This window comes from Ferrimonas sp. YIN67 (genome assembly GCF_057219095.1).
Genome location: NZ_JBXVVJ010000007.1, coordinates 247817 through 261062, shown reverse-complemented (window position 1 = coordinate 261062; position 13246 = coordinate 247817). Strand labels below are relative to the sequence as shown.

At 59.4% G+C, this 13246-nt stretch carries 12 protein-coding genes; 8 read left to right on the top strand and 4 right to left on the bottom strand.

What is annotated here, in order from left to right; genetic code table 11:
- Positions 1–78: 78 nt before the first annotated feature.
- Positions 79–1434, top strand: coding sequence for a DUF3943 domain-containing protein (locus AC2D8U_RS15735; protein WP_484620020.1), 1356 nt, complete (start codon positions 79–81; stop codon positions 1432–1434).
- A 40-nt stretch (positions 1435–1474) separates the two neighbouring features.
- On the opposite strand, the gene AC2D8U_RS15730 is transcribed toward AC2D8U_RS15735, so the two are convergent.
- Entirely contained in the window at positions 1475–2464 is a 990-nt protein-coding gene (locus AC2D8U_RS15730) for a lipid A deacylase LpxR family protein (protein WP_484620019.1), read from the bottom strand.
- A gap of 435 nt (positions 2465–2899) precedes the next feature.
- Here AC2D8U_RS15730 and AC2D8U_RS15725 point away from each other — a divergent pair, with 435 nt between their 5' ends.
- The 3 genes from AC2D8U_RS15725 to AC2D8U_RS15715 all read left to right on the top strand — a co-directional run bounded on the left by AC2D8U_RS15725 (position 2900) and on the right by AC2D8U_RS15715 (position 5915).
- A complete protein-coding gene (locus AC2D8U_RS15725) occupies positions 2900–3946 on the top strand; it encodes an AraC family transcriptional regulator (protein WP_484620018.1) in 1047 nt (348 codons plus the stop codon).
- 219 nt (positions 3947–4165) lie between these two features.
- Positions 4166–4915: an electron transfer flavoprotein subunit beta/FixA family protein gene (locus AC2D8U_RS15720; protein ID WP_484620046.1), complete on the top strand. Its 750-nt coding sequence runs from the start codon at positions 4166–4168 to the stop codon at positions 4913–4915.
- Between the two features lie 70 nt (positions 4916–4985).
- On the top strand, positions 4986–5915 hold the full coding sequence (locus AC2D8U_RS15715; RefSeq protein WP_484620017.1) for an electron transfer flavoprotein subunit alpha/FixB family protein: 930 nt from the start codon (positions 4986–4988) through the stop codon (positions 5913–5915).
- A 139-nt stretch (positions 5916–6054) separates the two neighbouring features.
- Here AC2D8U_RS15715 and AC2D8U_RS15710 read toward each other — a convergent pair whose 3' ends face one another.
- Positions 6055–7785: a protein-disulfide reductase DsbD gene (locus tag AC2D8U_RS15710; protein WP_484620016.1), complete on the bottom strand. Its 1731-nt coding sequence runs from the start codon at positions 7783–7785 to the stop codon at positions 6055–6057.
- Positions 7782–8102, bottom strand: a complete 321-nt coding sequence (cutA, locus tag AC2D8U_RS15705) for a divalent-cation tolerance protein CutA (RefSeq protein WP_484620015.1) — start codon at positions 8100–8102, stop codon at positions 7782–7784. The genes AC2D8U_RS15710 and cutA overlap by 4 nt, the downstream gene beginning before the upstream one ends.
- 161 nt (positions 8103–8263) lie before the next feature.
- Between cutA and AC2D8U_RS15700 the strand changes: the two genes are divergently transcribed.
- The gene (locus tag AC2D8U_RS15700) at positions 8264–8761 is read left to right on the top strand and encodes an FxsA family protein (RefSeq protein WP_484620014.1); all 498 of its coding nucleotides are present in this window, start codon (positions 8264–8266) and stop codon (positions 8759–8761) included.
- 144 nt (positions 8762–8905) lie between these two features.
- On the opposite strand, the gene AC2D8U_RS15695 is transcribed toward AC2D8U_RS15700, so the two are convergent.
- Positions 8906–10264: an MATE family efflux transporter gene (locus AC2D8U_RS15695; RefSeq protein ID WP_484620013.1), complete on the bottom strand. Its 1359-nt coding sequence runs from the start codon at positions 10262–10264 to the stop codon at positions 8906–8908.
- 267 nt (positions 10265–10531) lie between these two features.
- Between AC2D8U_RS15695 and AC2D8U_RS15690 the strand changes: the two genes are divergently transcribed.
- The 3 genes from AC2D8U_RS15690 to AC2D8U_RS15680 all read left to right on the top strand — a co-directional run bounded on the left by AC2D8U_RS15690 (position 10532) and on the right by AC2D8U_RS15680 (position 13241).
- A complete protein-coding gene (locus AC2D8U_RS15690; RefSeq protein WP_484620012.1) occupies positions 10532–10822 on the top strand; it encodes a co-chaperone GroES in 291 nt (96 codons plus the stop codon).
- Positions 10823–10853: 31 nt separating this feature from the next.
- Positions 10854–12503: a chaperonin GroEL gene (gene groL / locus AC2D8U_RS15685; RefSeq protein WP_484620011.1), complete on the top strand. Its 1650-nt coding sequence runs from the start codon at positions 10854–10856 to the stop codon at positions 12501–12503.
- A 198-nt stretch (positions 12504–12701) separates the two neighbouring features.
- The gene (locus AC2D8U_RS15680; RefSeq protein WP_484620010.1) at positions 12702–13241 is read left to right on the top strand and encodes a DUF3016 domain-containing protein; all 540 of its coding nucleotides are present in this window, start codon (positions 12702–12704) and stop codon (positions 13239–13241) included.
- Positions 13242–13246: the final 5 nt, after the last annotated feature.

The window sequence follows — 13246 nt, the reverse complement described above, 5'->3', positions numbered from 1 at the left end:
TATAAGGAATCACCGTATGATCCCGCGCCTTATATAGTTTAATGCGCTGATTTTTGGCGCTCGTCTGCGAGGATGGTGATGAAGCGAATATGGGCTCGGTTGTGGTTGGGGCTTGGGAGCCTGGCCTGTCTGTCAGGGGTGTGGGCCGAAGACACTCCGATTGATATCGAACGGTCACTGTTTACCAACTCCAGTTGGGAGGAGATCGATCGGGATCTTGCCCTTTATGACTCGCCTTACAGCGTCTCGCTGTTTTCTGCTTCGCATGGGGAAGACAGTGAGCGGCTCTGGTCCCAGACCAAGTCTATCGGCGGTTATGGTTTGGGTGTGGCCGGTGCGCTGGCCCTGATGCCCAGCTCGATCACCAACTGGGATAAAGACGACAATCGCCTGGCCAGCAAATGGTGGGACAACGTTTCGGGGGGACCGGTTTGGGATCGTGATGTCTGGTACATCAACTACATCGGCCATCCATACTTCGGCGGTGTCTATTACCAGGTGGCCCGTAAATCGGGTTACCGCCAGTGGGACGCTTTTCTCTACTCCTTCATGATGTCCACCTTCTACTGGGAGTACGGTATCGAAGCCTTTGCCGAGGTGCCGGCGATCCAGGATCTGGTGGTGACTCCGGCGCTGGGTTGGGTGTACGGCGAGTGGGCTTTCAACAAGGAGCGGGAGATCCTCGAACGGGGAGGGACCGTATGGGGCTCCCAGCGCCTGGGAAGCACGGCGCTGTTCCTGCTCGACCCTGTGGATTCCCTGGGACGTGGGGTCAACCACCTGTTTGGTCGGGATGTGATCAAGGCTGGAACCGGGTACATGGGGATGACCCAGGTGCCTCTGCATGATGGGCGGGTCGATGAGCAGCTTCAAGTCACCTTCCAGTATGCTATTGGTGGGGGCGAAGCCAGCCAGGGAGTACGCCGTCATCGCACCGACTACTCAGGATACAGCGCCAGCCAGGATCCGGTGGACTTTGGCATGGTGGGGATCAGCCTGGGGAGCGACCATATCCAGGCGGGTGAACACTGGCAGGTTGAAGAGGGTTGGGCGCCGTCGATGACTCTGGGGATCTACTTTACCCGCAGCTTCTCCGCCCGCCTGGCCTACAGTCGTGCCGAGTTGCGTGACAAGCAAAGCGGTGAACGCGCCACCATGGAGACTTACAGCTTCGATGGCCAGTATTACCTCAATGGTCAGGGGGTATGGCGTCCCTACCTGACCGCCGGGATCGGCGAAACCCTCAAGGAACTGAAGCGTGACAGTAAGGCCTTTCAGGTCAATGCTGGCCTGGGGCTGCACTACCGCTTGAACGCCAACTGGGCAGTGCAGGCCGATTGGCGGCACTATTACAGTGGCCGCCTGGATCAGCATGAAGATCAGCTTGGTGCCCGCCTGGTTTATCGATTTGGTCAGGGTGAACGTCGACTCTAACGCGCAACGCCGGGCATAGCCCGGCGTTCTCTTTATGGGATCAGGGAAAACGCCAGAACAGGCCGACGGAGCCGTAGCCATCGATCTGGTGGTGCGCTTCGAGATAGCTGCGGCTGTGAGCTTCAAAGCTGATGCTGGCGCCCCAGCGGGGGCGGTAGTAGACCCAGCCTAAGATGGCGCTGGCCTGCCAGTGCGCCAGCCTGGTGTCGGGGACCTCGCTGGGTCTTTGCCCCTCGATGGTGATGTCATTGAATCGGTAGCGCCCCTCCACCCCGGCAAAGAGGAACTGGCCTTGCGGGCTTTGCGCCAACGGGGATGGGTCCACCAGCTGTCCGGGGGTGAAACCGGCGCTGCCGAAACTGCCGGACAGATCCGTGCCCCAGCGGGCGATCCCACCCAGGGCAAGCTCGCTCAGATCATTGCCCGCCTTGAGCCGGTAGTTCAGCGCTCGCTCCTGCTGCCAGCCTTCGCCGGAAGCAGTGCGATCCCAAAGACGGTCACCTCTGTGTTCCAGGCTGAACAGCCACTGATCTTCTATCTGCGAGTCCCAGCCCTGAGGGTCGGGAGAGCCGATCAAAAAGTGGATGAATTTCTGTCCCCGCTCTGCCTGAGCCCTGGGGCCCACTGTGCCCAGCAGGAGCTGATAGCGATCGAGCCGAGTGGCGCTTAGCTGGTGCACACTGAACTGGGTAATGAGTTCACCGGCATAGGGGCGTTCCCCTTCCGGGGGCAGGGGGGCTTCGATCGCCTCCGGGGTAAACATCATCTGGCCCAGACGGAAAGACCAGCCCATTGGGCGCGTTGCCTCCCCGGGCAGATAACGGACGACGCTATCCAGCCACTGGGCGTGCTGGGCGGGAGGGGCCAGGGGGCTGTGATAGCCGAGGAACAGGCCACTGGAGTAATCGCGATCACTGCCGATCGCCCCATCGTTGTCGATGATCAGGGAGAGCGTGCTGGCATTATAGGCCAGCACCTGAGCGGACAGCAGGGGGCTAGCCAGGACAAAAAGCAGGGTAAATGGTTTCATACGGCACCAATTTTTACCGCAAACTTAGCACTTTGTTGCATCTTGTACGAGCCAGCTTCGAGATGGTTGCGGTTGGGAGTGCAGCTTGTCGGAGCGCGGCTTCATTTGATAATGAAAAAAAAGATTGCTTAGTCCACTACGACGATGTTTGTCTCAATAAAATCCCTTTAAATAAACAATATCGGGTCTCCCGATAGGGCTGGTAAGGCGGATGGGCATCCGCCTTACCAACCTGGACTTGTCGTCGTGAACTTGGCTCTTTCGCAACAAAGAGACCATCGGCCTACTGGGAAACCGGTAGGCTTTTTTTTGCCTGTGGATCCGCTATCGAACCGAATGGGTATGGTGTGCAGGTCCGTGCTCTCATGGCACCATAAGATCATCAAGCGAAGGAGCCACCTTGGTGGGGTGTACCGATTGCGAGGAGGCCAGCGGATGGCAAAAGGTGAAACCGTTTCCATGGACTACATCGAGCTGCTGCTCGATCATGCCCGCCAGCAGGGCTATGACGTCCCTGCATTGCTGGCGGCCAGCGGTCTGTCTGAAGGGCAGCTGGCGGATCGCAGCGATTTGCCGGTAAACCAGTTTGGCCGCCTTTATCAGCAGTTGATCAACCTGGCTCAGGATGAGTCCTTCGGCATGCTTACCGGCGGCCGGATCCCCAATGGCATGTTTCGCATGATGTGTCACTGCATCGAGCACTGCGCGACCCTGGGGGAGGCGATGCAGCGCTGCAGCGATTTCTACGAGATCTGCAAAGGTCCCAGGATCAAACCTCAGATCCGTGTCTTTGGAGAGCAGGCCTGCTTCCACTTTGTCGCCTTGGACAGCCTGCCCGCCGCCACCTTGGCGCAGGTGGTGTCCAGTGGCTCACCCACCCTGATCCGCACCTCTTTGTCTATCTGGCACCACTTTATGAGCTGGATGATCGGCCAGCGCCTGCCTCTGCAGGAAGCCTCCTTTACCTTCGCCCAGCAGCCGAACCTTCACGATTACCAATGGCTGTTTGACACCCAGCTCCATTTTGTCGCCGATGAGAACCGGTTGGTGTTTGCCGCCAGTTGGCTCAGCCAGCCTCTGATCCAGGATGAGCCAGCCTGGCGGGGGTTTCTGAAAACGGCTCCCTACCAGTTGATGGTGATGGTCAATGGGGACCGCTCGGTCAGCGCTCGGATCCGTGCGCTGTTTGGTCGGGACTTTAGTCGCCCCTTACCTCGTCTCGAATCGGTCGCCGCACAGTTGGGGATCTCGGTCAGGACCCTGCGTCGGCAGTTGGCACAGGAGGGGACCAGCTACTCTCAGCTAAAGAGCCAATGTCGTCAGGAAGCGGCGGTGGACTACCTTAACTGTCCCGAACTGTCTATTCAGGATGTGGCAAACCTGGTGGGGTTTGATGATCCCAGCCCCTTTATCCGTGCCTTTAGGCAGTGGACCGGACAGACCCCGGGTGAGTATCGCACAAGCTTGCTTTGTAACGCCTAGTGGGTATGTGAGTGCTCACAATTGTTGCTTGAGTTCGTTGCCTTTCGGTGGGAAACGTACGGCGCTGTAAATCAGGGTGGCCGATTTTGTTTATTTCATTGGCCCATCTGGTCATTGGCAAAGTGTGTTTGAGATCACACAATGGCTCCATCTTTCCTGCGTCATGGAAGCGCGCTGTCGGCGCTACGAGCGATGCAACAGTCAAGTCAGGTGGAAGCGATGAAAGTACTGGTCGCGGTAAAACGCGTAATTGATTACAACGTCCGGGTTCGGGTTAAGTCCGATAATACCGATGTGGATCTGGCCAACACCAAGATGGCCATCAACCCCTTTTGTGAGATCGCCGTGGAAGAAGCGGTGCGGCTGAAGGAGAAGGGCCTTGCCGACGAGGTGGTCGTGGTTTCCGTTGGCGACAAGGCATGCCAGGAACAGCTGCGCACCGCATTGGCACTGGGGGCCGATCGTGCCATCCAGGTTGACGTGAATGAGGCGATGGATCCCTTGACCATCGCCAAGCTGCTCAACAAGGTGGTGGAGAAGGAGCAGCCGGGCCTAGTGTTGCTGGGCAAGCAGGCCATCGATTCCGATAACAACCAGACCGGGCAGATGTTGGCCGCCCTGGCCGGGTTGCCTCAGGCAACTTTTGCCTCCGAACTGACCATTGCCGATGGCAAGGCCACGGTGACCCGGGAGATCGATGGGGGTCTGCAGACCCTGGAGTTGAGCCTGCCTGCGGTGGTGACCACAGATCTGCGCCTCAACGAACCCCGCTATGCCTCCCTGCCCAATATTATGAAGGCCAAGCGCAAGCCACTGGAGGTGGTCAGCGCAGAGGAGTTGGGAGTCGTGGTGAGCGCCAAACTGAAGACCCTGCGTGTCGACAACCCACCCAGCCGCAGTGCCGGTATCAAGGTGGAGAGCGTCGAGCAGTTGGTTGACAAGCTGAAGAACGAAGCCAAGGTGCTGTAAGGCCTCGGGACACTATGGATATGGGCGTCGCAGCCGAGGCTGCGGGGCGACAGTGAGAAGGATTGACGTTATGACCACACTGGTGATTGCAGAGCACGACAACACCGAACTGAAACCGGTAACCCTCAATGCCATCGCGGCGGCAGCGGCCATCGGTAACGAGATCACCCTGCTGGTGGCGGGCAGCGGCTGTCAGGCCGTGGCCGAGCAGGCCGTCAAGGCCCAGGGCGTGGGCAAGGTATTGCTGGCGGACAATGCCGCCTATGAACACCAGCTGGCCGAAAACATCGCCGCCCTGGTGGCCGAGCTGGGCAGTGGCTACAGCCACATACTGTTTCCGGCGACCACGGGGGGCAAGAATGCCGCTCCCCGGGTGGCGGCGTTATTGGATGTGAACCAGATCTCGGAGATCATCAGCGTCGAGAGTGCCGATACCTTTACCCGGCCCATCTATGCCGGTAATGCCATCGCGACGGTGCAGTCGGAGGACGCCATCAAGGTGATCACCGTCCGCAGCACCGGCTTTGATGCCGTGGCGGCCGAGGGGGGCAGTGCCGCGTTGGACAGCATTGGAGCTGCCCACGATGCCGGGACCAGCCAGCACGTCGAGGATAAGCTGGCGGTGTCTGACCGCCCTGAATTGACGGCGGCGTCCGTGGTGATCTCCGGGGGCCGGGGCATGGGCAATGGCGATAATTTCAAACTGCTCGATGGCATCGCCGACAAGCTGAGCGCGGCGGTTGGTGCCTCCCGTGCTGCCGTGGATGCCGGATTTGTCCCCAATGATATGCAGGTGGGCCAGACCGGTAAGATCGTGGCGCCCGACCTCTATATCGCCGTGGGGATCTCCGGTGCCATCCAGCACCTGGCGGGGATGAAGGATTCCAAGGTGATTGTGGCGATCAACAAGGATGAAGATGCCCCCATCTTCCAGGTGGCGGACTATGGTCTGGTGGCGGATCTGTTCGAGACCCTGCCTGAGTTGGAAGCCGCCCTGTAAGCCAGCTTCAGCAAACTGTTTCCTCTCCCACCTTCCCATGGGAGCCAGCCAAACGGCCTCCTCGGAGGCCTTTTTTTCGTTTTCGTGGGGAGGGTGGGGGGAAATAAAAAAACGCCCGCGAATGCGGGCGTTATTAACATTACTGGCTCAATACCGCATCCAGGTGCTCGGCAAAGGGCCGGGCCGCCATAAAACCGGTGACCCGCAACTGGCTGAGCTCCTGCCCCTGTGGGGTGAAGAACAGCAGGGTGGGCAGGCCCAGCACGTCATAGGCTTCCAGCAGTTCGATGTCCTGGGCGTCGTTGGCCGTCACATCCGCCTGCAGGATCACCATGGTGTCGGTACGCTCCCGCACGTTGGGCTGAGGGAAGGTCTTGTGCTCGAACTCCTTGCAGGCCACGCACCAGTCGGCGTAGAGATCCAGCATCACGGCCTTGCCCTGGGCATTGGCCTGATCGACCTCTCGCTGCAGATCCTCCAGGGTTTTGATCTGGACGAAGGCCAGCTCCTGGCCAGAATGCTGTGGGGCCATCACGGCGTGCAGGCCGTAGGAGACGCTGCCCAGCAGGCCCAAAGAGAGCACCACGGTACGGGTGACCTTGAGCCAGCTGAAGGCGGTTTTCTTATTGGTCAGCAGCAGGTAAGCGGCCAGTGCGATCCCCCAGGCGGCCCACAGCAGATCCAGGATCATTCCGGGGTAGATCCGATCCAGCATCATCAGGGCCACGGCGATCATCAGGAAGCCGAAGGTGTGTTTGATGGTTTCCATCCAGGCGCCGGCCTTGGGAAGCAGCTTGCCGCCCGAGGTGCCCAGCAGCAGCAGCGGCAGGCCCATGCCCATGGAGAGGGCATACAGGGCGGCGGCACCCAGCACCAGATCACCACTCTGGGCGACGTAGATCAGGGCGCCGGACAGGGGCGCGGTGGTGCAGGGAGAGGCCACCAGACCAGAGATCAGACCCATGACGAAGACACCGACAAAGGAGCCGCCTTTCTGCTGATTCTGGGCATTATTAAGCCGGTTCTGCAAAGCGGTGGGCAACTGCAGGTTGTACACGCCAAACATCGACAGGGAAAGAACGATGAATAGCACCGCCAGGCCGATCAGCACCGCGGGGCTTTGCAGGGCCGCCTGGTACTTGACCCCGGCGGAGGCCACGATCAGTCCCAGCAGGGTGTAGGTCAGTGCCATCCCCTGGACATAGGTCATGGAGAGGGCAAAGGCCTTGCCGGTGGAGAGTTTGCCCTGACCGCCGATGATGGAGGTGAGGATCGGGTACATGGGGAAGACGCAGGGCGTAAAGGCCAGCAGTATGCCCAGTCCCAGGAAGGTGGCCAGGACCAGCCACAGGGTATCCCCGGCCAGCATGGCGGCCAGGGTATCCTGCTGGGTTTGCGGCACCGCCGGGGCACTCGCCTCAGGCAGACCTGCGTTGGCCTCGACCTCGGTCAGGAAGACGGTTTTCTTGATGGGCGGATAGCACAGGATCCCGTCCAGGCACCCTTGGTAGGTGACGGTGACGGTGGCGTCATCGCTGGCCTGCAGTACGGGTACGGTCAGGGTCACCTGGTTGAAGTAGACAGGCTGGTCGCCAAACCAGTCATCGAAGTGATTTTCCGCCTGGGGATAGCGCACCTCACCCAGTATCACCTCACCCTCGGTTTCGATGGTGAACTTTTCCTGATACAGGTAGTAGTCCTTGCCGGACATGGTCCAGGAGAGTTCCAGGCGATTGTCCTGTTGGCCGAAATCAAACAGGTACGCTTCCTCTACCGGCAGGATCTGGGGCTCCTGTTTGAGGAAGGAGAAGGCGGCGCTGGCCTGGGCACTGGCCAGGAACATCAGCAAGAAAGGTAACAGTCTCTTCATGGTTTGCAGTGTTGCTCTATCCATTCCAAATATGCCTGATGACCCCATTGTATGGGTAAGGCGATGATCTCCGGGACCTCGTAGGGGTGGTGCTGCCGGATAGTCTCTTCCAGCTTGGCCAAACAGGAGGCGTGGGTTTTAATCAACAGCTGACACTCCCGATCCTGGCACAGCTTACCCTCCCACTGATACAGGGAGGTGATCCCCGGCAGCAGGTTAACGCACGCTGCCAGGCCCTGGGCTAACAGGACTTGGGCGATGGCTTTGCCACACTCCTCATCGGGACAGGTGCACAGCACCACTCGGTAGTCAGTCATAGGTGTGATTGTAAACGCCCGCTTCGTTTGATGGTCAACAGGGTACGGGATTGTGTGTGCCAGTGCACAGCCTGGTGTAACGAAATATGAGCCTGGCTTGAAATCAGACCGTTTTGACCCCATCCAAGTTTCATTGCCCGAGATCATTTTGTGAGGTCCCCTTGGTTTTTTATCTGTTTTTGCTGTTTGCCGTCATGCCCATCGTGGAGATCTATGTCCTGGTGACCGTTGGCAACGCCTTGGGTGCCTTCAACACCATTGCCCTGGTGATCCTGACCGCAGCGGTGGGCGCGTCCCTGGTGCGCAGCCAGGGGTTGTCGACCCTGATGAGTGTGCAGCAGCGCCTGGGCCAGGGGGAGTTGCCTGGGCAGCAGATCGTGGAAGCCATGCTGTTGGCGGTGGCCGGTGTGCTGCTGGTGACCCCGGGCTTTGTCACCGACCTCTTTGGCCTGCTGATCCTGACACCGGCGACTCGGGCACCCATCGCCCGCCATGTGATGAGCAAGATGCAGCTGCGCATGGTGCAGCCGGGCCAGTTTCACGGTGGCTTTGGCTATCAGCAGCGTGGGGAGCAGGAGGGGCACCCCTTTAATGAGGCACCCCGTCGTGACATCGATGGTGGCAATACCATCGATGGGGACTTTGAGCGCAAGGATTAAAGGCGCGGAGTCGGGTCCAAAAGGAGCCGGAACACGCACAGAAAAACCGGGACGCCAGGGCGTCCCGGTTTTTTATGGGGCAAGTGTCTTGTTCCTGGAACTCCGGGGAATGGCAAGTGCGCTGGCAGGGGATGGAATGGCCGATTACTGGGGGGCCAGTTGACTCGCCGGGGCGACAAGATGGGGCGAGAGTCGGCGCCGAGTAAACAGGTAACACCCCAGTCCCATCAGGCCGTTGGCGGCGGCAATCCCGATAAACAGGCCTTCTGCCCCACCCAGGCGGGTACCTATCCAGGCACTGGGCAGCAGCAGCCCCAGGCGCAGTAGGTTCAGCAGCAGTGCCGGCATGGGCTGACGCAGGGCATTGAGGGAAACCGCCAGCATGATCACCACGGCCAAGGCGCCGTAGCCCAGTGGTACCCAGAGCAGGTATCGATCCAGGTAGTGATGGGTCATGGGATCCGTGGCAAACAGGGCGGTTAAAGGTTCGCTGCCGAGCCAGAGTAGGGCGTAGAGGGCCAGTTGGATCAGGACGATCACCTGGATGCTGCCCAGCAGGGCCCGGGCCGCTCGATGACTCTGCCCGGCACCGAGGTTTTGTGCCATAAAGGGCGCCAGGGCCCCACACAGGGCGGTCACCACGATCAGCATTAGGGATTCGATCCGGCTGGCCACGCCGAAGGCGGCGACGGCATGGGTATCGATCCGGGCCAGCAGGGCGATGATCACGGCCCCGGCCAGGGGGTTGAGCAGGTTCGACAGGGTCGCCGGTCGGGCGATATGCAGCTGGGCTCGCCAGTGCTGGCGCAGTCGCACCCAGCAGGGGCTGGCCAGCAGATCATGTTTGAAGACCAACATGTACGTGGCCACCAGAAACGACAGGACCCAGGCCAGTACGGTGGCGATGGCGGCCCCTTGCAGGCCAAAGGCCGGGATCGGTCCCAGGCCGAAGATCAGGATGGGATCCAGGATGGCGTTGACAATGGCCACCATGCCGGTGACCAGTGCCGGGGTGAAGGTGTTGCCCGTAGCACGTATGGCCTGGTTACCGACGATGGGCAGGACCATAAAGCCCACCCCCCAGTACCACACCGTCATGTACTCCTTGGCCAGGGGGTAGAGGGCGTCGCTGGCACCGAGCAGGCGAAACAGGGGTTCCATGGTCGCCAACCCGCCCAGACCCATGGCGGTCACCAGCAGCACGGTCAGTAGCAGTCCATGAGTGACAAATTGACGCCCTTCGATCCGGTGGCCTTGCCCCAGCAGGCGACCCAACTGCACCGACATGCCGGTCCCCAGGCCCAGGGCGATGGAGATCAGCATCAGGGTGGGGGCCAGGGTCAGGCCATAGGCCGCCAGGGGTTTGGTGCCCAGGCGAGCGATGAAAAAGGCGTCGGTCAGTTGGTAGGCCAGCAGGCTGAGGACGGCAAGCAGATTGGGCAGGGTCAGGCGATACAGGGTACGGGCAATGCTGCCGTTAAGCAGGTCCAGCTCTTTTCCCATTATTTTGACGCCTCTATTGCCTGACAGAGCCGGGGCGAAACCCGACCGGAAGGTTCGATGGTAGCAAGTTCCGGGCAAGGGCAGCAAAGCGGATTTGTCGATTGCCTAACCCAAATCTGCCACCGGCGGTGAAAAGTATTTTTTTTGGGGGCTAACCCTTGTTTTCTTTGGCCCGTCGCCCCCATATACCCAATCAGTTGGCAGTGAGCCTGCCTGACCCCGTTTTTGTACTTAAAAACACGGAACCGTTCTTAGGAGAGATCACAGATGAAAATCCGTCCGTTGCATGATCGCGTTATCGTTAAGCGCACCGAAGTTGAGTCTAAGTCCGCTGGCGGCATCGTCCTGACCGGCAGCGCCGCTGAGAAGTCCACCCGTGGCGAGATCGTTGCCGTCGGTAAGGGACGCATCCTGGAAAATGGCGAAGTGAAAGCCCTGGATGTGCAGATCGGCGACACCGTGATCTTCAACGAAGGCTACGGCGTGAAGACCGAAAAAGTGGACGGCGAAGAAGTGCTGATCATGTCCGAGTCCGACATCCTGGCTATCGTCGAATAATCTCTGTATCGAATTCTGAAGGAAGAAAGCAATGGCTGCTAAAGACGTAAAATTTGGTAATGACGCCCGTGTGAAAATGCTGGCGGGTGTGAACGTACTGGCTGACGCGGTGAAGGTGACCCTGGGTCCTAAAGGCCGTAACGTGGTACTGGATAAGTCCTTCGGCTCGCCGACCATCACCAAAGATGGTGTGTCCGTAGCGAAAGAGATCGAGCTGGAAGACAAGTTCGAGAACATGGGCGCTCAGATGGTCAAAGAGGTGGCCTCCAAGGCCAACGAAGTGGCCGGTGACGGTACCACCACCGCCACCGTACTGGCTCAGGCCATCATTACTGAAGGCCTGAAAGCTGTTGCCGCGGGCATGAACCCGATGGATCTGAAGCGCGGTATCGACAAAGCGGTTGTCGCAGCGGTTGCCGAGCTCAAAGAGCTGGCCGTTCCTTGCACCGATTCCAAAGCCATCGCTCAGGTGGGCAGCATCTCCGCCAACTCCGACACCCAAGTGGGTGAGATCATCGCCACCGCCATGGAAAAAGTGGGTCAGGAAGGCGTGATCACCGTCGAGGAAGGTCAGGCGCTGGAAAACGAACTGGATGTGGTTGAAGGGATGCAGTTTGACCGCGGTTACCTGTCTCCTTACTTCATCAACAACGCCGAAAACGGTACCGTTGAACTGGACTCCCCGTTCATCCTGCTGGTGGACAAGAAAGTGTCCAACATCCGTGAACTGCTGCCGATCCTGGAAGGCTTGACCAAAGCCGGTAAGCCGCTGCTGATCGTCGCCGAAGACGTAGAAGGCGAAGCCCTGGCTACTCTGGTGGTGAACAACATGCGTGGTATCGTTAAAGTGGCGGCGGTTAAGGCCCCGGGCTTTGGCGATCGTCGTAAGGCGATGCTGCAGGACATCGCCATCCTGACCGGTGGCACCGTGATCTCCGAGGAGATCGGTCTGGAGCTGGAGAAAGCTACCCTGGAAGATCTGGGTACCGCCAAGCGTATCGTGATCTCCAAGGACAACACCACCATCATCGATGGCGCCGGTGATGAAGCGCAGATCCAGGGCCGTGTCGGTCAGATCAAACAGCAGATCGAAGAGTCCACCTCCGACTACGACAAAGAGAAACTGCAAGAGCGCATGGCCAAGCTGGCTGGCGGTGTTGCCGTGATCAAGGTGGGCGCCGCCACCGAAGTCGAGATGAAAGAGAAGAAAGACCGCGTTGAAGATGCCCTGCACGCGACCCGTGCGGCGGTGGAAGAGGGCGTGGTGGCCGGTGGTGGTACCGCTCTGGTGCGTGCCGCGGCTAAGATCGCGGACCTGACCGGTGACAACGAAGAGCAGAACGTCGGTATCAAGTTGGCCCTGCGTGCGATGGAAGCGCCACTGCGCCAGATCGCCTACAACGCCGGTGTGGAGTCCTCCGTGATCGCCAACCAGGTACGCGCCGCTGCCGGCAACGACGGCTACAACGCCGCGACCGGTGAGTTCGGCGACATGCTGGAGATGGGGATCCTGGATCCCACCAAGGTGACCCGCTCTGCCCTGCAGTTCGCGGCATCTGTGGCTGGCTTGATGATCACCACCGAAGCCATGGTGACCGAGTTGCCACAGGATGCAGCATCAGCCGGTGCCCCGGATATGGGTGGCATGGGTGGCATGGGTGGCATGGGTGGCATGATGTAAGCCATTCCCCGGACCCCACGTCTAAAACAAACCCCCGCCTTTGGCGGGGGTTTGTTGTTTCTGTGCGGCGGGCAGAGGGCTGTGGCTGAACCAGTGTTGAACGAGAAGTGGTCAATTGCGATTATTTTTGAATCTTTTGCGGTAGTCTGCTTCTAACTCAGTGAAGGCAATCGCTGCCATTACGTATAGGAGTAGGCAATGAAACATCTGATCTGGTTGGTGGCAACCGTATTTTGTGGGGCCACCCTGGCTGGAGAGGTCGAAACCTGGCCGACTCAGGATGGGGATGTGACCATCGTCTGGCAGGAGCCGGACAACTACAAAGACGTACGGACCGGAACCGGGGTGCAATCCCGCTACCAGAATCATGTGTTTGCGACGCTTGGCAAGCATCTTCAAAAGCGCATTACGCCACTACTGGGCGAAGGCGACACCCTGCTATTTACCGTCACCGATCTGGATCTGGCGGGCGATGTGCGCCCCTCCTTTGGCCGCACCAGCAGTGATATCCGTATCGTCAAGAGCATCTATCCCCCCCGCATCGCCTTTAGCTACCAAGTTAAGGACAGTGAGGGCAAGGTGCTGCTTGAGGGCGAGGAAAACCTGCGCGACATGGGGTTTGATTCCCGCAGCGTCACCCGCTACCAAAATGAATCGCTGCGTTACGAGATGCGGATGCTCGATGATTGGGTTCGCAAGACGTTGGAGCCTTCACTCGCCGCCATCCCGGCTCAATGAAGCAT